Below are 19,706 nucleotides of genomic sequence, written 5' to 3'. Positions count from 1 at the left end.
CGGACCGATGCCCGGGCCGCCGTCGCCGCTGCCGGAGCCGCCGCCTCCGCCACCCGGCCCCGTCCCTCCCGGCCCCGCGCCGGACCCGATCCCGCAGCCGCCCGAACCACGCCCCGAGCCGGTACCGGAGCCCGCACCCCAGCGGGGCTGGTGACGGGGCGGGCGAACAAGGCGGCATTCACCTGGGCGTGGACCAGCCCGACGGGTCGGGCGGCCCGGCCACCGGACCGGGCTCAGGCGGTGGGCGGGCGGACCGGTGCCGGGCCCAGTGTGGTGCTGCCGGGTGAGGCCCGATGGCCGAGCCCGGTCCGGTAGGCGTCCATCGCCGCCTCGGTCCGGCCCATCCGCCGCAGCAGATCGCCCAGCAGCCGGCAGATGTCCGCGAGATCCCCGGCGGCACCCGCCCGTTCCAGCAGGGCCAGTGCGGTGACGTAGTGCTCCTCGGCCGAATCGAGCTCGCCCCGTTCCTCGTGGATCAGACCCAGCAGCCGATGCGCGCCGCCTGCGTGGACCGCCCCCCGCTCCGGGTGCAGTTCGCCGAGGAGCCTGTGCAGCAGCTCCCGGGCCTCGGCGGTCCTGCCGCCCCGGCGCAGCACATCGGCCAGCTCCACCTCGACCTGAGCGGTGTACAGGGCGGCGCGCTTCGACGCCAGCATGTCGCGGGCGGCGCGCAGTTCGGCCTCGGCGCCGGACAGGTCGCCGTCCTGCGCGTGTACGTAGCCGCGCATCCAGTGGCAGTGCGCGAGCTCCGTACGGATCTGTAGCTGCTGGTAGATCTCGGCCGCGCGGGCCAGCGAGGCGTCCGCCTCCGCGGTGCGGCCCGCCGCTATGAGCGTACGGGCGACGCTCCGGTGCAGTCCGGCGACCAGCTCCGGATCGGACACCTGTGGCGCGAGGGCCAGCGCCAGCTCGCCCGCCTGGGCGGCGCGGGCGTGCGCGCCCATGTCCATGTACGGGGCGATCGCGGCCGTGTACAGGAGCAGTAGCGCGCCCGGGTCCTGGAGGCCGGAGGTGTTGAGTTCGTCGATCGCGCTCTCCAACAGGTAGCAGGCGTACCGGAGTTCGCCGGCCAGGAGGTGCGCGACCGCTCTGCCCCGGACGGCCGGGGCGCGCCGGGGGAGCGGGGCGTCGGCGAGCAGCCTCTCCGCCGCCTCGAAGTGCTCGCGGGCCGCGGGCAGATCGCCCGTCTCCAGTGCGCAGTGGCCCAGCCCGAGCGTCGCCGCGGCGCGTTCGTCGTCGAGCCCGTGCCGTACGGCCTCGGCGAGCAGACCGGCGTAGGCGCCGGCGGCGTCCTCGGCGGCGCCGGTGGCCAGGGTCCGCTGGGCCTCGACGAGTTTCAGCCGCAGACCGGTCGCGAGATGGGCGGGGCGCCCCGTCGCCAGTTCCTCGTACGTGACGCCGAGCCGGTCCGCGAGGTGGCGCACGGCCGCCTCCGAGGGGCGCACCCGGCCGGCCTCCAGCGTGGAGATGTAGGCGGGGGTGTAGGCGGGTTCGGCCAGCTGTCGCTGCGTCAGGCCGCGTTTTGTGCGCAGCCGTTGGACCCGGCGGCCGACGGCGCCGGGGTCGTCGGCCGGCCCTGCGCCCCTTCTCGCTGCGCGCCCCTCGTCCATCGCACCGCCCCTTCCGCCTCGCCCCGCTCCGAAATGCGGTCCATGCATCGTAAATGCCCTGTTGTGAACCTCAACCACCAGGCATCCGGGCCTTGTTCGAGGACCCGTCCGCCTCTAGGTTAAGCGTTGCATTAAGTCGAGTTAACTCTCGATTTATGTGATGGCCGTGCCCTGTGAGCCCGCGCGAGCCTCCGATAGTCCCTGCGAGTACCCGCAAGCACTCGCAAGTGCCCGTGATGTTCGGCAAGTTCCCTTGGATCAGAAGGAGTTGTCCATGCGCAGACGCCCCCACGCGCGCCGCACGGCAGGAGCTGTGGCGGGGCTCGCCCTCGTCAGCCTCCTGGCCGCGACCGCCGCCACCGCACCGGCCTCGGCTGCCCCCACGGGTGCCGGCGGTGACCGCCGCGTGGCCGTCGAGTACTTCCCCGATCCTGGCGGCTCGGGCCGCACGGTCGAGGTCCCCGTCGCCGCCCCCGTACGGAAGGGTGAGACCGCGTCGTTGCTGAGCGCGGCGGAGGCCGCCGTCGACGGCACGGTGGGCGAACAGGCGGTGACCGGTCCGTCCGACGACCGGCTGGACATCGTGATCACCGGCGACGGCTACACGGCGGAACAGCAGGACGACTTCCACGCCGACGCCACCGCCAAGTGGGCCGACATCACCGCCCTGGAGCCGTACAAGAGCTACCAGGGCCTGTTCAACGTGTGGACCGTCGACGCGGTCTCCAACGAGTCCGGCATCAGCGGCGATCCCGGTCCGGACACCGTCAGGGACACCGCGCTCGGCAGCTACTTCTGGTGCTCCGACATCGAGCGGCTGATCTGTACCGACATCGACAAGGTGGCCGCGTACGCCGCCCAGGCCCCCGCCGCCGACCTCGTGGTCGTCATCGCCAACTCCACCAAGTACGGAGGCGCGGGCTACTCCGGGCTCCAGGCCGAGGGCCATCCCTTCAACGGGGTCTCCACCCTCTCTTCCGACCACGCCTCGTCCAGCCTGATCGCCGCCCACGAGATAGGGCACTCGGTCGGCCTGCTCGACGACGAGTACACCTATCCCGAGTACGGGACGTGGACCGGCGGCGAGCCGGGCGGGATCAACTCCACCACCTACACGGCCGCGCAGCTCACCGAGAAGCAGGCCAAGTGGTACCGCTGGCTGGGCCGGACCGACCCCGCGGGCGGCACGGTCGGTACGTTCGAGGGCAGCGCCTACTACCCGCTCGGGCTCAGCCGCCCCACCGAGTCGTCGATCATGCGGGAGCTGAGCAACACCGAGTTCAACCTGCCGGGGCGCGAGGCGATGATCGCCGGGTTCTACCGCGCGGGCAACGCGCTGAGCAGCTCCGTCGACACCGGCGTCGCCGTCGGACCAGGCCGGCGGATCGCCGTGAGCCTGGCGGACCTCGGCAGCGCTGTCGCCGGAACGCACCCGCACCGCCCCGGTGTCGCCACCGGTCTCGCCAGGACCGAGCTGCGCTGGTACGTGGACGGCGTCGAGAAGGTGTCCGCCCGTGGGCGCACCGCCGTCACGCCCGCGGCGCTCGGCGTCCGCGCGGACGGCCGCGGCCACCGGGTGACCGCGGAGGCCGTGGACCGTACGGACGCCGTCCGCGACCCCGCCGTCCGCGCCCTGGCCACCGACACCCTGACCTGGAACGTCAGGGCGACCGGTCACAGGCGGTAGCCGCTCAGGCGATGATCGGGACCACGGCCTCCGGCGTCAGCATCCGGAAGGTGAACGCCTGATGGAAGTAGAGCCGGATGCTCGTCGCGTCGTGGTCCTGATAGCCGATCGACAGGTCCTGGCCCAGGCGCAGTTCGAAGTCGCCGCCACGGGTGGACAACAGCACCCCGCCCGTGACCGCGGGCGCCCACAGGATCTGGTCGTCGAGCAGCCGGGCCAGATGGGTGGCGACCGGATACCCGTGGTCGGAGGTCTCGGTGGCCTCGGTGTACGCGTCGGCACCCAGCAGCAGCCGGTACGGGCCGTCGACACCGGACAGCCGCAGCTGTGTCAGCGCCTGGCTGACGGTGGCCGGGTAGTCCCGGGCGTCGGCGGGCAGCGCCAGCGGCGAGTGCGAGGAGCCGTCCCGGAGCCCGGTGATCCCGGCCGACGCATACCCGTCGATGATCGCCATGTCCTCCGCGAACGCACAGGTGCGGGCGGCGTCCTTGACGGGCTGCCAGTCGCTGTCGTCCGAACCGCGCTCGACATCGTCCACGGCCGACCGGGTCACCGTGAACGGCACGCGCCACTCGATGACCGGCACCGAGGTGCGGGCCCGTGCGATGACGTCGGGAGCGGGCGGATCGATGTCGCGCAGATGACCGTCGCCGATGGCCGCCAGTTCGGGCCCGTCCGGGCCGGTGACATCGACGACCCGGCGGCCCGCCACATGGCGGCTGAAGGTGCGCCGGGCCTCCTCTTCGATCTGGTCCCAGGCGGCTTCCGTGACAGGGGCGAGTTCGCGGTGCAGATTGTTCATCACTGGGCGCTTTCTTGCAGGCTGCCGATGTGCAGCGAACCGTCGGCAGGGGCGGCCGGGGCCGAGGTCTTCGCCGTCACCGGCGCGGACGCGGGTTCCGGCACGGCATCGGTCCCGGCCGAGGAGGGCGGAGGCGGCGGGGCGTCGAGGAAGTCGGCGCTGGGGGCGTAGAAGAGGGTGCCGGTGACCGCGGTCGAGAAGTCGAGAATGCGGTCGTGGGTGGCGGGCGGACTGCCGAGGAACATGTTGCGGAGCATCTGCTCGGTGACGCCGGGATCGGCCGCGTAACCGATGAAGTACGTGCCGAACTCGCCCTGTCCGAAGCTGCCGAACGGCATGTTGGCCCGCAGGATGTCGTGCTCCGTGCCGTCCGGGTCGGTGATCGTGTTGAGGGCGATGTGCGAGTCGGCGGGCTTGACGTCGTCGGCGAACTCGATGTCGTCGAACTTCGTACGGCCGATGACCCGCTCCTGCTCCTCGGTGCTCAGCGCGTTCCACGACGTGAGGTCGTGCAGGTACTTCTGCACGATGACGTAACTGCCGCCCGCGAACGAGGGATCCTCGGCGCCCACCAGGGCCGCCGAGACGGCGTCCGTCCCCACCGGGTTCTCCGTGCCGTCGACGAATCCGAGCAGGTCCCGGTGGTCGAAGTAGCGGAACCCCTGCGTCTCGTCGACGACGTTCACCGCGCCGTCGAGCCGGTCGAGCAGTTGGGCCGCCCACTCGTAGCACACGTCCATCCGCTCGGCCCGGATGTGGAACAGCAGGTCCCCCGGGGTGGCGGGCGCGTGGTGGCGGGCACCGTGGAGTTCCTGGAACGGGTGGAGCTGCTTCGGCCTCGGCCCGTCGAACAGCCGGTCCCAGGCACCGGACCCGATGGCCGTCACACAGGCCAGCCCGGCGTCGGGGAACCGGAATCCGATGGAGCGGGCGAAGGCCGCGAGACCGGGCAGCACCTTGCGCACCGCGGGCTCGCCACCGGGCTCGATCGTGGCGACCAGGATGAGCGCGGCGCTGGTCAGCGGCGCGACTACGGGCTGGGCCGCGGCCGGATCCGGATCCGGCTCCGTGGTGGCGTCGGGCATAGCAGGGCTCCAGGGGCGGCGACGTCGGGAAGGGACAGTGGCCTTGTGGTGCGGGACGGGGCGGGGGTCCGTTGCCACTTACGCACGGCCGCGAAGGGGCCGCAACCGGGGCCACCCGGCCGGGCGAACGCAGGGCGGTCCGGCGATCCGCCCCCGCCGTCCGCGCGTCAGCCCGCGACGACCTCCGACCGGTCGCCGCCCCAGAGCGTGTGGAAGGAACCCTCGCGGTCGGTGCGACGGTAGGTGTGCGCGCCGAAGAAGTCGCGCTGCCCCTGGGTGAGGGCCGCGGGCAGCCGGTCGGCGCGCAGCCCGTCGTAGTACGCGAGCGCGGCGGCGAACCCGGTGTCGGCACCCCCTGACGGACGGCTTCGGCGACCACCGCGCGCCAGTCGTCCTGGGCCGCGCCGATCTCCTCGGCGAACTGCCGGTCGGACAGCAGGCTCAGCAGGTCCGGACGGTCGTCGTAGGCCGCCCGGATCCGGTCCAGGAACGCGGCCCGGATGATGCATCCGGCCCGCCAGATCGCCGCCACCGCACCGAGGTCGATCTTCCAGTCGTACGCCTCACTGCCCGCCCGGATCTGGTGGAACCCTGCGTGTACGAGACGATCTCGGACGCGTACAGGGCCTGCTCCACCCGGGTGGCGAAGGCGGCGGCCGTTTCCTCGCCGAGCGGCGTCGGTGACGGACCCGGAAGCTCCCGCGCCGCCCGAGGCGGCCGGTGTTCCAGCCGCGGAAGGTCTCGGCGATCTTCGCGTGGGAGTACCCGGCCACGGAGCGCAGCAGATCGTATGCCTCCGCGATCAGCTGCATGTCCGCGTACTCGATGCCGTTGTGCACCATCTTCACGAGGGCTGGCAAGTGATGCTCGCGCTGGGCCTGCTACCTGCTTCTTCCCAGGTCACGGTTGGTTCGTCGCCTTGTCGACCTTGTCGACCTTGGCGCTTCTTGGCGGTCCGAGGCGGTTCTCAGCGGGGTGATGCTGACCTTTTGCTGAGTTTGCTGACGAAATGTCAAGTGCGGGTGTCGTGGATGACGCCCCCTCATGGCCGGAGTGCGGGGCGCGGGATTCGAGCCGTGCGGTTCTCACTGGCCAACCAGGGCCAACAAGCTGATCACTGAACAGGGTGTTGTGGTGTCTCCGCAGCGCCGGCCTCCCGGTTCTCCGGAGCCGCTTTGCTGGGTGCTGAGGGCCATTCCGGGCTTGAGGTCGCTGGCATTGATCTACTCGGCGGGTGACGAGGTCGGCACCGGGAACGACACGCAGCGACAAGGCCACGGCCAGGTGCGCACGTTCCTCAGCGATATGCGGATTGTTCCTGACTGACTTCGCCGGGCGATCCACACCTTGTCAGAACCTCAACGAGCCCTGGCCGTCATCAACTATAGTGACGCACACTCCCGGTTACAGGAAAACCGGCTGCGATCCTCAGGAACGAAGTCAAGTCGCACTACCTGCATCAGGGAGAGGCTGTCTGTGTGGGAACTGGCGCTGTCTGATCCGCGTGTGGTCGGGCCGTACCGGACCTGTGCGGTGCTGGGCGAGGGGGGTATGGGCCGGGTGTTACTGGCCTCCGATCCCGCTGGCGGCCTCGTTGCGGTCAAGCTCGTGCGCGATGCTTTCGCGGCCTATGACAGCACCTTCCGGCAGCGTTTGCGCCGTGAGGCCGTTGCCGCACAAAGGGTCCGCAGCCCCCGTACTGCCCGGGTGGTGAACGCCGACGCTGATGCCGGGGTCCCGTGGCTGGCTTACGAGTTCCATCACGGGCCGACTCTCCACCGCGTTCTGGCCACGACCGCGGCGCTGCCGGAGAGTACCGTGCTGCACCTCGCGGCGGGACTCGCCACCGCATTGCGCGATATCCACGCAGCCCAGTTCATCCACCGCGATCTGTCAACCGCCAACGTCCTGCTGGCCGATGACGGTCCCGTGGTGATCGATTTCGGTATCGCCAGATCAGCCGGCCCGGCAGGCGGAGCACCCGACCGGACCCAACTCGTCACCGTGACTCGCACCGGCATGGTGATCGGCAATCCGGGGTTCATGTCGCCCGAACAGGCAATGGGGATGTCCGACCTCACCCCCGCCAGCGACATCTTCTCCCTGGGAACCCTGCTCGCGACAGCAGCCACCGGCCGCAACCCCTTCCAGGGCACAACCAGCGAGCAGACCCGCTTCAACGTCATGATGGCCGCCGCGGACCTGGACCGGATCCCCTCCGCACTACGGTGCGTCATCGAATCCTGCCTGGCCCGCGACCCCGCCCGACGACCCGACGCACAAACCCTCCTGACCACCATCGGCGCACCACCCCCGACCCCGCCCCTCTGGCCCGAAGCCGTCCACACGCTGACCCGACAACAACACACCGAACTACGCCGCTACACCGAGACCGGACCCACCACCGTCCTTCCCGGACCACACGACCTCGACCCGACACGGATCTTCACGACGGGAGCGGAACCGAGCGCCAGTTCCAGTCCGTCCCCGGACGAGGCGCCCGGGACACCCGGGAGGAATTGGCGCACCGGCCTGTACGTGCTGGCCGCCGCAGTAGCAGCCGTAGCCGTAGCCGTCGCTGTCCCCTGGCCGACCGGTGACGACAGTGAAGCAGCGCCGGAGAAGCCGACCGCAGCCGCGGCCACAGCCGACGCCTTTCCCGTCAGGATCAAGCACGACTACGGGGAGACGGTTGTCCGGTCCAGGCCGCAACGGGTGGCCACCTGGGGCTGGGGCGCTGCCGAGGTCGCGATCGCGCTGGGCACGTTCCCGGTCGGCATCGTTGAGGAGGAGTCCGAATCCGGTAGGGGAATGCTGCCCTGGGTCGCGCAAGCCTACGAGGACGAAGGTCTCGACGACCCCGTCCTCTTCAGTGAGGGCGGCTCGGCGAGCTTGACGTTACCCGTGGAACAGATCGCCGCGACCGACCCTGACCTCATTCTCGCTCCGTACTCGGGCCTTACCGAGGAGCAGTACGAGCAACTCAGCGCGATCGCCCCGGTCGTGGCCCGCCCTGTGGGTGCCTCGGTGGAACCGTGGGAGGGCGTCGTCGCCACGACCGCGAGAGCGTTGGGCGTGGCCACGGAGGGCAAGGAGTTGCTCGCGGAGTCCGACGCCCAGCTGGCTGAACTCGGTGAGCAGCACGGGCTCACCGGGTTGTCCTTCGCGGCGGTCGTCAACGATCCACCTCGGAGCAGGGTCCACGTCTTCTCCGATGCCAGCCCGGTCGTCCGGGTGCTCGAAGGGTTGGGCCTGCGGCTGGCGGACTCGGTGGCCAAGCTGGATTCCGACGGCGACGGCATGATGTACACCCTGGACTACGAGGATCTGGACCGGCTCGAATCCGATGTCATCGTCCTGTATTCCACTACATCCGAGTCGGCCGAACGGGATCTGGCCGACGAGGAACTGAACGCGCTGCCGGCCTTCGAGGCAGGGCGGATCGCTCAGCTGTTCGGCACCGACGAGTTTGCCTCGGCCGCCTCACCGACGGTGCTGTCGATCCGCTGGCCCGGCGGAATGCCGGTGCTGGCCAAGTCCCTGGAGAAGGCGGAGGCAGTCGCCAACTGACCCTGCGTTTCCCCCACTCGCATCAACGGAAGGACCTGCCTCCCATGCTCCGTCCCAGCGCCGCGCTCGCAGCCGGCCTTGTCTCCTTGGCCCTGCTGACCGCTTGTTCCGATCAGCAGGAGGATGCCCCGGCCCGGGCCGGCAGCAGCGCTGATTCCTCAGCCCCCTCCGCCGAAGCGTCGGAAGGGGACCTGGAGAAACAGGACGAGATCCCCGACGAGTGGCCTCCGGAAATCCCCTTGCCTCTCGGATACAAGATCAGTGCGGTCTCGGAACCCACTCAGGCCGAAATCCACAGCGCGCAGGTCATCGGTTTGCCCAAGAAGGCAGTGACGGCCACGCTCGGCGAGTTCGAGTCCAACGGATTTACCCAGAAAGGCCTCAGTAAGGCCATGAACGAAAGAGGCCTCTTCCGTTTCGTGAACGAGAAATGGCAGGTTGATCTCACTGCTGCCCCGATGGACAAGAAGGGGGAGCCAACCACGGAGGACACAGGGGTCTACACGTTGCTGTACATGGTCGGCCCTGTGGAATAGCACGTTTCACTGAATCGATCAGGATTGCTGCGGGAGGCTGTCTGTGTGGGAACTGGCGCTGTCTGATCCGCGCGTGGTCGGGCCGTACCGGACCTGTGCGGTGCTGGGCGAGGGGGGTATGGGCCGGGTGTTACTGGCCTCCGATCCCGCTGGCGGCCTCGTTGCGGTCAAGCTCGTGCGCGATGCTTTCGCGGCCTATGACAGCACCTTCCGGCAGCGTTTGCGCCGTGAGGCCGTTGCCGCACAAAGGGTTCGCAGCCCCCGTACTGCCCGGGTGGTGAACGCCGACGCTGATGCCGGGGTCCCGTGGCTGGCTTACGAGTTCCATCACGGGCCGACTCTCCACCGCGTTCTGGCCACGACCGCGGCGCTGCCGGAGAGTACCGTGCTGCACCTCGCGGCGGGACTCGCCACCGCATTGCGCGATATCCACGCAGCCCAGTTCATCCATCGCGATCTGTCAACCGCCAACGTCCTGCTGGCCGATGACGGTCCCGTGGTGATCGATTTCGGTATCGCCAGATCAGCCGGCCCGGCAGGCGGAGCACCCGACCGGACCCAACTCGTCACCGTGACTCGCACCGGCATGGTGATCGGCAATCCGGGGTTCATGTCGCCCGAACAGGCAATGGGGATGTCCGACCTCACCCCCGCCAGCGACATCTTCTCCCTGGGAACCCTGCTCGCGACAGCAGCCACCGGCCGCAACCCCTTCCAGGGCACAACCAGCGAACAGACCCGCTTCAACGTCATGATGGCCGCCGCGGACCTGGACCGGATCCCCTCCGCACTACGGTGCGTCATCGAATCCTGCCTGGCCCGCGACCCCGCCCGACGACCCGACGCACAAACCCTCCTGACCACCATCGGCACACCACCCCCGACCCCGCCCCTCTGGCCCGAAGCCGTCCACACGCTGACCCGACAACAACACACCGAACTACGCCGCTACACCGAGACCGGACCCACCACCGTTCTTCCCGGACCACACGACCTCGACCCGACACGGATCTTCACGACGGGAGCGACGAACAGTCCGGAACCAGAACCGGAACCAGGTGCACGACCCTCGCGTTCGTGGCGTGTGCGGCTTGCCGTCCTCGCCCTCGCAGCGGTCGTGATGTTCGGCGCCTTGTGGATCGCGACCGCGCTGGCCGACCGGGGCGGTACCGGCGGCGACGGAGCCACACACCAGGCCGGCCCGTCCGGTGACCCGGCTGAACCCGGCCACGCCTTCGTCGACGTATCTCGAGGCGACTGCTTTCGCAACACCGGGACCATGCAGGACATGGACTTCGAGCCGGCCAAGTGCGGTGGGGGTGACGTGTTCGAGGTCCTGCGCGCTTTCGACAACACCACTGACCGCAGCGTGTGCAACTACGTCGACCGCGTCGAGTGGCGCTACTCCGCCCGCGATCCCGACGTGACGGTCTGTCTGGTGTACCGCCACAGCGACGGCGCCGCGTACAACGCGGACCGGGGCGATTGCGTCGGCAGCGGACCCGAGGGGACGGCGTGGACCGTGAAGCAGTGCCGACCCTCCGGCCTCGTGGTCATCAGCCGTATCGAGGGCCGGAGCTCTTCGGGTGACTGCGAGCGAGTCCCCCACAACAAGAGGGACCACTACTTCACCGTGGAAGGGTCACCCGAGCTGAACGTCCGACTGTGTATGGGCGTGATCGGACCCGGCACCGCCTAAGGGCTGTCCCGTGGTCCCTGGTGGGCGTGCGACGACAGCCACGGCACCTCGCCCGCGACGAGCGCATCCCGGTTGTGTAGCCGTAGATCAGCAGCCGGACCGTCAGACGCGGGTCATACGGCGGGAACCCGCGCTTCTCGGTATAGGCCGCCCCAGGATCGGGGCCAGGTCCAGGACCTCGTCGACCAACTCGGCGACGAACCGCGCCAGATGGTCCTGCGGCAACCACTCATCCAGCGACGGCGGCAGCAACATCATCTGATCGGGGGACGAACACCCGGAACGTCTTCTTCACCGGCACCGTCGGCGCGGTCTGCGGCTCCACCACCGCCGCCGTATCCACCTCGAACAGGCCATCCCCACCGGACGTACCAGGACTCTTCCATATGGAAGATCACGAACAGGAGGCGGCGTCGGGCTCAACTGCCTGATTGACCACCAATGTCCGCGGCCAGCGCCGCGTAGATGTACTCGCTGCCCCAGCGATCCCCGTCGAGGTCGTTCTCGACCAGGTGCGCCTCCCGACGCATCCCGAGGCGCTCACAGACCCGCACAGAACCGGTGTTCTCCACATCCAGCCGTGCGTAGAGCCGGTGCACGCCCAGCCTGTCGAAGGCAAACCCGGCCAGCGCCACGGCCGCCTCGGTCGCATAGCCGTGTCCCTGGTGACGTGGGTCGAGAGTCCAGCCGATCTCGGCCTGGGCGGCGTGGGTATTGGCCAGGGTGAGCGTCACCTCGCCAAGGACGCCGGGCTCATCGCGTCGGCACACAGCAAGCGCCAGCTTGTCCCCGTCGGCGCACCAAACCGAGTGCGCCGCGCGCTCGGCCGCAACCTGCTCGCTGCGCTCCCGCGTGTGCGCCGGCCGGTACAAGTAGCGCGCCACGCTCGGCAGGCTCTGGTAGGCGTAAAGGTCGTCGGCGTCGCCGGGAGTGAACAGACGCAGCGACAACCGGGGCGTGGTCATCGGCAGCAGCGAGGCGATGTCCATGCGGACCTCCGGGACGCGGATTTGGATCAAGATGCGGACTGATTGTCGCATCACGGCTGACGGGCAGCCACGCCTTTTCAACAGCAGCGCCCGAAAGCCCCACTCCACCACGAGGCGCGGTATTCCAGGAGTTGTTTACTGATCCACGCTCCTAGAATTGCGAGGGTGACGGCAAGTACCAGTGAGATCGAGAAGGCGGCAGGTGTACTGCGTGCCGGCGGCTTGGTGGCCCTCCCGACCGAAACCGTTTACGGCCTGGGCGCCAACGCCGAGGATCCTGCTGCTGTCTCGCGCATCTTTCAGGTCAAGGGACGTCCGCCCTCCCACCCGCTCATCGTCCACATCGGCAGCGCGGAGCTGCTGGACGACTGGGTCGAAGATGTACCGGCGACGGCGCGCCTGCTGGCCGAACGCTTCTGGCCGGGACCGCTCACGCTGGTCCTGCGGCGCGGTCACCGGGTGCCCCTCGAAGCGACCGGTGGCCTTCAGACGGTGGCCGTGCGCGTGCCCGACCACCCCGTCGCACTCGCGCTGCTGTCGGCCTTCGGGGGTGGTGTCACGGCCCCGTCCGCCAACCGCTTCGGCTCGGTCAGCCCCACAACCGCGAGCGATGTCCGTGCGGAGCTGGGTGATGCCGTCGACTTCGTGCTGGACGGCGGCTCATGCGAGGTCGGCGTCGAGTCGACCATCGTCGACGCCACGGGCGACACCCCGAGCATCCTTCGGCCCGGCGGGGTGACGCGCGAGGACCTCGAAGCGGTGCTGGGGTGCCCGATCTCGGTCCCCTCGACGAGCAGTGTTCGCGTGCCGGGCCAGCATCCGTCGCACTACGCGCCGCGTGCGCGGGTCATGCTCGTCGAGGCGGAGAAGGTCGTATCCGAAGCGGAGCTGGCGCAGGAGCTGGGGCACCAGGTGGGCGTCCTTCTTCCCCCCTTCTTCACCGGCGTCCCGGTGAAGGCGCACGCCGTGGTGACGGTTCCCGGTTCGATGGCCGCCTATGCGCGCGGGCTGTACGGGTTCCTGCGCGACCTCGACCGGCGGGGGTGCGACCTCATCGTCGCCTCCTTGCCGGTGGAGGAGGGGCTGGGACTGGCGATCGCCGACCGGCTCCGCCGCGCCGCGGGGCCCCGGACCTCCGCGTGACCAGCACCGAGGCTGTGCGGTGCCTTTACTGCTCCCGGAGACGGAGGCAGGGCGGATCGTGATGGCTCGGCTGAGTGCCCACCGGTCTGGCGGACACCGGGCACAGTTTGTGCCGCCAGCCGTCGGTGACCACCGTTCACCATGCCCGACACATCTCGCAGTCAGCGGCCGGCTCTGTGGGCACGCGGTGAACCCGATGGGCGCCTCATCCACGAATACGTACGGGGTCCTCCGACCGTGGGAGATCGCGCCGAGCAGATACGGACGGGACTGTCAGGACGCGGCGGGGACCTGTGCATCGAGACCGCGAGAGGCGACGAGTTGTGCACTGCCGTCGGCCAGGCGGTAGCACAGGCCCACCACGGCGGCCTGTCCGACGGCGACCTTCTCGGCGAGTACCCGGGAGCGGTCCAGTAGCAGGTCGACGGTGTGCCGCACGTGCTCGGCGAGGATCTCCTCGGGCTCAACCTGTCCGGCGGCCCGTGCTGCGAGCACGCTGGGGGTCACGCGCTCGACGACGTCCCGGATGTATCCGGCCGGTGTCATACCGTTCTCCAGGGCGGCGCACGCTGCGCCTACCGCGCCGCACGAGTCGTGGCCGAGGACCACGACCAGCGGGCAGCTCAGGACGTCCACGCCGTACTCGATGCTCCCCAGCACCTCCGGGCCCATGACGTGGCCTGCGGTGCGCACCACGAACAGGTCTCCCAGGCCGCGGTCGAAGATGATCTCTGCGGCCAGCCGGGAGTCGGAGCAACCGAAAAGCACGGCGAAGGGCTGTTGGGATGGTGCGATCTCGGTGCGGCGGGTGGCGTCCTGGTTGGGATGCTCGGGGATGCCTGCGACGAAGCGCTGGTTACCGGCCAGCAGCAGCTCAAAGGCGTCGCGGGGCGTCGGGGTCTTGATCTCGGTCATGGTCGCAGCCTAGGGCCCGGCACCAGCCGTCGCACGGCCTGGTCCTGCCGGAGCTTGCCGGGGCGGGCCAGGCCTTGTCATCACCCCGAGGTGCCGGGACAACCCTTAAACGAGCGCTGGTGCTCGCGCGAACCGTCTGCGTGGCGAGGGCCATCCCGCCTGCAGCAGGCGCTGAGAGGGGCACGGGGGGTGTCCTCGCCCGTCCTCGCCCTCAGGGCGATGAGGGACGCCCGGGCTCGCCGGCGATTTCGCCACCGACCTGCGCCAGACCCTGCTGGATCTGATCGAGCACCTGACCACCCCGCAGGGCGCGGCGCTGTTCCGCCTCACCACCGTGCCGCGGTCCCCCGAGTCAACCACAAGCGCCTTCAGTGGTGGCACCAGCGCCTGAACCGCATCGCCTTCCACGTCGAGGTCGATGTGCATCGGATTGTGGTCACCGGAGGCTCCCGCGTACTTTGCGGGTCACCGGGTTCGGTGTACCGGGCGCCGGCCACGGCGGGGGTGGCCGCTCGGCCTCCCGGCCCGCCTGCCGGTGGCGCCAGCGCACCGGCACCGGCTTGTTGGCCAGCTGCATCCGCCGGGCGAAGTCACGTCCCTCCGCCTGGGGTGCGCGGTCCCAGGTGATGCCCAGAGCCCACAGAAGCCGCCACCACCGCAGCAGGTCCATCCCGTACGACGGCAATGTCGAGGCGGGATTCCCGGACGCCTGCAGCTCAGCGAAGTACGCCTCCGCGATCCGCCACTGGCGGCCCGGCCGCAGCACGTAGAGCACCGAGTCGAGCACCAACCGGTCTCCGTGCTTGCGCACCCCGCCGCCTTTTCGCAGGTCACGCACCGCGAGCCAGGCGTCGTGTCCGGCGCTGTTCACGCAGATCTTCTGCGCGGTCGGCCCGGGTTCATCGTGCCTTCCTAGGTTGTGCTGGCCGCGGCCGTCACCGTACGGGAAACGTACGGCCCTGGAGGTCGACGTGATTCCCGGAGACGGTCCTTGTCCGGGCGCAGCCCTGTCCGCCGAGCGAAGGAATATGTCATGCCCTCACCAACCAGCCGACGCGACTTTCTCCGCAGGTCGGCGACGACTCTGGGGGCGGCGGCCGCCGCGTCCGTGGTCCCCGGATCCATCAGCCGGGCCCTTGCCGTCGACGCAACCGTCCGCACGGGAACCATCAAGGACATCGAGCATGTCGTGATCCTGATGCAGGAGAACCGTGGCTTCAACCACTACTTCGGCACTATGCGCGGCGTGCGCGGCTTCGGCGACCGGTTCCCGATCCCGCTCGAGAGCGGCAAGCCGGTCTGGTACCAGTCCGACGGCGCGCGGGAGATCCCGCCGTACCACCTCGACCCCGAGCGCTCCAGCGCCCTGCTCATCCCTTCGACGCCGCACTCTTTCGCCGACGCGCAGGCCGCGTGGAACCAGGGCAAGCTCGGCCACTGGCCGAAGTACAAGACCGAATACTCCATGGGGTACTACCGGCGCGACGACATCCCCTTCCAGTTCGCCCTCGCCGAAGCGTTCACCATCTGCGACTCCTACCACTGCTCCATCACCACCGGCACCGACCCCAACCGCATCACGTTCTGGTCGGGTTCCAACTTCAACCCCGAACTCGGCCGCCAGGGCGTCAACTCCGGCCCCGACCAGTCCGAGCCCAACAACCTCCGGTGCTGGATCACCGGCAAGTGGGTGCCGGACGCGTGGCCGCAGACCTACAAGTACGCGAGCAATGCGTTCACCTGGGACACCATCCCGGACGTGCTGGAGCACGCCGGCATCAGCTGGCACATCTACCAGGACATGAACGACAACTGGACCGGTGCGATGAACGGCTGCCTGGCGTTCGAGAGCTTCCGCAACGCCCAGCCGGGCACGCCGGTGTACGAGCACGGCATGACCGGTGGTCCCGACTTCCTGGACCGGCTCCGCCAGGACGTGCTCGAGGGCACCCTGCCGCAGGTCTCCTGGGTGCTGACGACCGCTTCCAACTCCGAGCACCCCGGCGCGGGTTCCAGCCCGACGCACGGCGGCAACTTCACCGCCGATGTGCTGGACGCGCTGACCGCCAACCCGGAGGTGTGGAGCAAGACCGTCTTCCTGCTCACCTTCGACGAGAACGACGGCCTCTTCGACCACGTCCCCGCACCGGCCGTTCCGTCGTACAACCTCGACGGCACCCTCGCCGGCAAGTCGACGGTCCCGGTGGACGGCGAGTACTTCGACGCGTCCGGCAAGCCGTCGTCGTGGCTCAAGGCCGACGACACGGTCACCGGGACGACCCGACCTTGGGGCATGGGCCCGCGCGTGCCGCTCTACGTCGTCTCCCCGTGGAGCCGGGGCGGCTGGGTCGACTCCGAGGTGTTCGACCACACCTCGGTCGGCATGTTCCTCGAGCAGCGCTTCGGTGTCCGGATCGACGCCATCAGCCCGTGGCACCGCGCCGTCTCCGGTGACCTCACCTCGGCGTTCGACTTCAAGCACCCCAACAAGCAGCGGTTCCCGGAACTTCCCGACCAGAGCGACTGGGCCGACTCCGACGCCCACCAGCGCACCCTGCCGTCACCGAAGGCTCCGACGGCACCGGAGCCGCTGTTCCAGGAGCGCGGGACGCGCTACTCCCGTGCGCTGCCGTACGAACTCCACACCGACGCCTCCACCGACCACGGCGCGGGCACGGTCACCCTCCGATTCCTCAACAGGGGTCACAAGGGCGCCGTCTTCCACGTGTACGACAGGCTGCACCTCGACCGGATCCCGCGGCGTTACACCGTCGAGGCCGGGAAACACCTCACCGACGTGTGGGACACCATGGTGACCGATTCCGGTGCGTACGACCTCGAGGTCCACGGTCCGGGCGGCTTCTTCCGTTCCTTCACCGGGAGTACAGCCCCCGAGGCCGGCCCCGAACTCCAGGTTCGGTACGACCGTCCCGGCAATTCCGTCTTCCTCACCGTGCACAATCCCGGACCGAAGGCGGTCACGCTGCACGTCGAGCCCCACGCCTACCGCTTCGCTGGGCCCCGGACGGTCCATGTGCCGCCCCGCAAGGAAATCCAGCGGCGCTGGTCGCTGAACCCGAGCGGTCACTGGTACGACTTCACCGTCACCATGGACGGCTCATCGCTGAAGCGCCGATTCGCGGGTCGTGTGGAATCCGGCAGGGACGGGATCAGCGACCCGGCCATGGCAGCCCACCTCCAGTCGGCGGAGAGTCCCGTAGCCGCCAATTGACACCAGTCCCGGGCGCCGCTGGGAAACCACCCGGCGGCGCCCGAGCAGTTCGCAGCGCCGCCGTAGTAGTGATGAGCGTCGGCTTCTGGGGCGCGTATCGAGTCGTGATCAATCTGTGGAATTCGTCTTCTGCCGGCGGAGTACACCAAAACCGTCGAGGATCCGGAGGGCCCACACGTGATCTCCGGGCCGTGCCGCAGGGCGGGAGGGGGCAGGCTTCGGCCACGCTTGCCGTTGGCCGTGGTGCACTCGGCCCTCAGCGGAGAGGCCGCGCAGTCGGCGGCGGCGAAGTTGATGCGAGCCCAGCGGGGTGCCGCCGGCCTTGCGCTGGTCGCGCCCCTGGGACAGGTGAGAGCGGGCCTACTCGCCGTCCTCGAAACCGCAGTCGAAGCCGCGGAGGACCCGGGTGAGCTCGGCGGCAGCGCCGCACAGCCGGACACCCGGCTGCATCAGCGCCTGCACCAGCGTCAGCACCGGCGCTCCGGCCGGTGCCTCTTCGCACAGGGGCGTGCCCCCAGACCCGGTATTCGTCAGGCTCCACCGAGCGCAGGGCTGTTGCGGTTCGCCAGGAGGCCGACCTCGTACGTATAGCTGTCGCGTACCTGATGCCGGGGTCATCGTGCGCGGCAACCTCCTGGTTCCCAGGCACAGCAGCACCCAGACGTCGTCATGCCTCCCACCGTACGGACGGACACCGACCGCCCTCACCGCCTGCCGACATGCTCTCCTCTGTTTCCACAGAAGTTCCGTGACTGACTGCCCGCATGAGCGATCACGAGCAGCAGCATCCGGCCCCGCACCGCGGCAAGGTCCTGGAGCCCCTCACGCGAGCGGAGCGGAAGGTCTTCACCCGGCCCGCGCCGAAATCCGCAAAGGGACAGGTGAAATTCCTACTCACGCGGGTGAAGGGGCCACCAAGGTCCTGGCGGAGCGCCTGGGCGTCTCAGACATGCTGCCCACCGCTCCGCAAGGGGCCGTCCGGTCCTGCGGCGAAATCGGGGGCAGGGTGGTCGCCCTCGGTTCACGAGTAGAGACCGTTCTCCAGGATCCCGGACTGTCCCCGTTCCTGAGCGGATTTGAAGAGGGGATCCGCTCCACGTTCCCGGACGGAACTTCGGCAATTATCTTTTCCCGCCGGTGTTTTGGCGTTCCTCTGCCGGTCTCCCGGTCGAGTTTCGTGGCGGGTCTGCGACATGGAGGAAATCCGCCACTGCCGATCGGTTGTCTCGGTCCGTGCAGAGCTCGAAAGTATCTGCCGAATGCAGCAAGTACTTCGCTCTCACGAAGAGCAGGAGAAGCTCATGCATCCACCGTGTCATTCTCACGGCGAACCCGAATGGAAAGGCATCCCAGGAGGGCCGGCACAACCACCCGCCATGTTCGACGCGGTGATCCGACGCGGCTCCGAACTCCCGTGACCGCGTGGCTTTCGTGCGCCCTTGTTCCCCCTCAGAGAAGGTCATCGCCTCAATGAGACAGTCACAACCGACTGGGCCGAACAGATCCTCAGCCAGCCCGACCGCCCCCGTGTCCTTCTGGCTGACACGTCGTCCAGTGCGGACCGCCCTGGGGATTCTCACCGCGGCCTGTGTGGCCGGCACGCTCGGCACCCTCCCTGCTGCCACCGCCGCCGAGCCGCCGACAGCCAAGGCCGCCCGGCCGCACCAGAACAGCCCCGTCGTCGCCACACACAAGCTCACCCTCGTCACGGGTGAGGTGGTGACGCTGGAGCGCCATGCGAACGGCTTGCAGGCTGCGACGGTCGAGCCTGCGGCCGACGGCACCCCGGTGGTGTTCACCACCCTGAAGGTGGGTGACGAGGTCTATGTCATCCCGGAGAAGGCGCAGCCGTACCTTGCCGCGAATGAGCTCGACCGCGAGCTGTTCAATGTCACCAGGCTGGTCGAGTACGGGTACGACGACGCGCACCGTCCTGCCGTGCCGCTGATCGCGACTTACGGGGGTGTGCCGGGCAGGGCTGGTAAGGCGCTGGGGAAGGCTGCGCCGGCCGGTTCGGTGAAGATGGACGAGCTGCCCAGTGCGAACGCGGTGGTGCTGCACGCGGGCAAGAGGAAGGCGGTGACGTTCTGGGAGGCGGTCGATGACGACAGCGCCGCTGCGGGGAGGGCACCGAGGCTTTCCGGTGGGATCAAGAAGCTCTGGCTCGACAAGCCGGTGCATGTCGCTCTGGACCAGAGTGTGCGGCAGATCGGTGCTCCGGAGGCGTGGGCGGCCGGCTATGACGGCACCGGCATGAAGGTGGCCGTCCTCGACACCGGTATCGATCCCGGCCACCCGGATGTGGCGGGGCGGGTGAAGAAGGCGCAGAACTTCACCGATGACCCCGATGCGGTCGATCATCACGGTCATGGCACGCATGTTGCCTCGACGATTGCCGGATCGGGTGCTGCGTCGGGCGGCAGGCTCAAGGGTGTGGC

Annotated in this window: 13 protein-coding genes and 2 pseudogenes; 7 read left to right on the top strand and 8 right to left on the bottom strand. The window is 69.2% G+C overall.

Going from position 1 to position 19,706, the window contains the following annotated elements:
* Positions 1-233: 233 nt before the first annotated feature.
* The gene (locus ACFYY7_RS30625; RefSeq protein WP_388666697.1) at positions 234-1,610 is read right to left on the bottom strand and encodes a tetratricopeptide repeat protein; all 1,377 of its coding nucleotides are present in this window, start codon (positions 1,608-1,610) and stop codon (positions 234-236) included.
* Positions 1,611-1,884: 274 nt separating this feature from the next.
* Between ACFYY7_RS30625 and ACFYY7_RS30620 the strand changes: the two genes are divergently transcribed.
* On the top strand, positions 1,885-3,297 hold the full coding sequence (locus tag ACFYY7_RS30620) for a M64 family metallopeptidase (protein ID WP_388666694.1): 1,413 nt from the start codon (positions 1,885-1,887) through the stop codon (positions 3,295-3,297).
* Positions 3,298-3,301: 4 nt separating this feature from the next.
* Here the strand turns inward: ACFYY7_RS30620 and ACFYY7_RS30615 are convergent, their stop codons facing one another.
* The 3 genes and pseudogenes from ACFYY7_RS30615 to ACFYY7_RS30605 form a co-directional block, all read right to left on the bottom strand.
* Positions 3,302-4,099, bottom strand: coding sequence for a family 1 encapsulin nanocompartment shell protein (locus tag ACFYY7_RS30615; RefSeq protein ID WP_388666691.1), 798 nt, complete (start codon positions 4,097-4,099; stop codon positions 3,302-3,304).
* Entirely contained in the window at positions 4,099-5,184 is a 1,086-nt protein-coding gene (locus ACFYY7_RS30610; RefSeq protein ID WP_388666689.1) for a Dyp-type peroxidase, read from the bottom strand. The genes ACFYY7_RS30615 and ACFYY7_RS30610 overlap by 1 nt, the downstream gene beginning before the upstream one ends.
* Before the next feature lie 167 nt (positions 5,185-5,351).
* Positions 5,352-6,032 (bottom strand): annotated as a pseudogene (locus ACFYY7_RS30605) (NADP-dependent phosphogluconate dehydrogenase); the annotation flags it as partial.
* Positions 6,033-6,531: 499 nt separating this feature from the next.
* Here ACFYY7_RS30605 and ACFYY7_RS30600 point away from each other — a divergent pair.
* The 3 genes from ACFYY7_RS30600 to ACFYY7_RS30590 are packed head-to-tail and all read left to right on the top strand — an operon-like array spanning position 6,532 to position 10,989.
* Positions 6,532-8,754: a serine/threonine-protein kinase gene (locus ACFYY7_RS30600; protein WP_388666687.1), complete on the top strand. Its 2,223-nt coding sequence runs from the start codon at positions 6,532-6,534 to the stop codon at positions 8,752-8,754.
* 44 nt (positions 8,755-8,798) lie between these two features.
* Positions 8,799-9,290, top strand: coding sequence for a hypothetical protein (locus ACFYY7_RS30595; RefSeq protein ID WP_388666684.1), 492 nt, complete (start codon positions 8,799-8,801; stop codon positions 9,288-9,290).
* A 43-nt stretch (positions 9,291-9,333) separates the two neighbouring features.
* Entirely contained in the window at positions 9,334-10,989 is a 1,656-nt protein-coding gene (locus ACFYY7_RS30590) for a serine/threonine-protein kinase (protein WP_388666681.1), read from the top strand.
* A 34-nt stretch (positions 10,990-11,023) separates the two neighbouring features.
* On the opposite strand, the pseudogene ACFYY7_RS30585 reads toward ACFYY7_RS30590, so the two are convergent.
* Together ACFYY7_RS30585 and ACFYY7_RS30580 are read right to left on the bottom strand one after the other, a co-directional pair.
* Positions 11,024-11,332: pseudogene (locus tag ACFYY7_RS30585) on the bottom strand (IS1182 family transposase); the annotation flags it as partial.
* Positions 11,333-11,408: 76 nt separating this feature from the next.
* Positions 11,409-11,978 (bottom strand): GNAT family N-acetyltransferase, encoded by a 570-nt coding sequence (locus tag ACFYY7_RS30580; protein ID WP_388666678.1) that lies wholly within the window; start codon positions 11,976-11,978, stop codon positions 11,409-11,411.
* Between the two features lie 165 nt (positions 11,979-12,143).
* Here ACFYY7_RS30580 and ACFYY7_RS30575 point away from each other — a divergent pair, with 165 nt between their 5' ends.
* Positions 12,144-13,121 (top strand): L-threonylcarbamoyladenylate synthase, encoded by a 978-nt coding sequence (locus ACFYY7_RS30575; protein WP_388666675.1) that lies wholly within the window; start codon positions 12,144-12,146, stop codon positions 13,119-13,121.
* Positions 13,122-13,394: 273 nt separating this feature from the next.
* Here ACFYY7_RS30575 and ACFYY7_RS30570 read toward each other — a convergent pair whose 3' ends face one another.
* Both ACFYY7_RS30570 and ACFYY7_RS30565 read right to left on the bottom strand, forming a co-directional pair.
* Positions 13,395-14,036 (bottom strand): carbonic anhydrase, encoded by a 642-nt coding sequence (locus ACFYY7_RS30570; RefSeq protein WP_388666672.1) that lies wholly within the window; start codon positions 14,034-14,036, stop codon positions 13,395-13,397.
* 436 nt (positions 14,037-14,472) lie between these two features.
* Positions 14,473-14,907: a hypothetical protein gene (locus ACFYY7_RS30565; RefSeq protein WP_388666669.1), complete on the bottom strand. Its 435-nt coding sequence runs from the start codon at positions 14,905-14,907 to the stop codon at positions 14,473-14,475.
* Between the two features lie 162 nt (positions 14,908-15,069).
* Between ACFYY7_RS30565 and ACFYY7_RS30560 the strand changes: the two genes are divergently transcribed.
* Positions 15,070-17,268, top strand: a complete 2,199-nt coding sequence (locus tag ACFYY7_RS30560; RefSeq protein WP_388666666.1) for a phosphocholine-specific phospholipase C — start codon at positions 15,070-15,072, stop codon at positions 17,266-17,268.
* 1,554 nt (positions 17,269-18,822) lie between these two features.
* The coding region (locus ACFYY7_RS30555) for a S8 family serine peptidase (protein WP_388666663.1) at positions 18,823-19,706 on the top strand (884 nt) is incomplete at its 3' end.

Origin of the sequence: Streptomyces sp. NPDC001933, assembly GCF_042890955.1 — a bacterium.
Lineage (GTDB): Bacteria > Actinomycetota > Actinomycetes > Streptomycetales > Streptomycetaceae > Streptomyces.
This window is presented reverse-complemented; position numbering and strand designations above follow the sequence as displayed.

Excerpts from the sequence above, each read along its gene's own strand:
- ACFYY7_RS30615 (WP_388666691.1), bottom strand. The coding sequence starts at position 4,099 with ATGAACAATCTGCACCGCGAACTCGCCCCTGTCACGGAAGCCGCCTGG.
- ACFYY7_RS30620 (WP_388666694.1), top strand. The coding sequence starts at position 1,885 with ATGCGCAGACGCCCCCACGCGCGCCGCACGGCAGGAGCTGTGGCGGGG.
- ACFYY7_RS30580 (WP_388666678.1), bottom strand. The coding sequence starts at position 11,978 with ATGGACATCGCCTCGCTGCTGCCGATGACCACGCCCCGGTTGTCGCTG.
- ACFYY7_RS30625 (WP_388666697.1), bottom strand. The coding sequence starts at position 1,610 with ATGGACGAGGGGCGCGCAGCGAGAAGGGGCGCAGGGCCGGCCGACGAC.
- ACFYY7_RS30595 (WP_388666684.1), top strand. The coding sequence starts at position 8,799 with ATGCTCCGTCCCAGCGCCGCGCTCGCAGCCGGCCTTGTCTCCTTGGCC.
- ACFYY7_RS30570 (WP_388666672.1), bottom strand. The coding sequence starts at position 14,036 with ATGACCGAGATCAAGACCCCGACGCCCCGCGACGCCTTTGAGCTGCTG.
- ACFYY7_RS30610 (WP_388666689.1), bottom strand. The coding sequence starts at position 5,184 with ATGCCCGACGCCACCACGGAGCCGGATCCGGATCCGGCCGCGGCCCAG.
- ACFYY7_RS30560 (WP_388666666.1), top strand. The coding sequence starts at position 15,070 with ATGCCCTCACCAACCAGCCGACGCGACTTTCTCCGCAGGTCGGCGACG.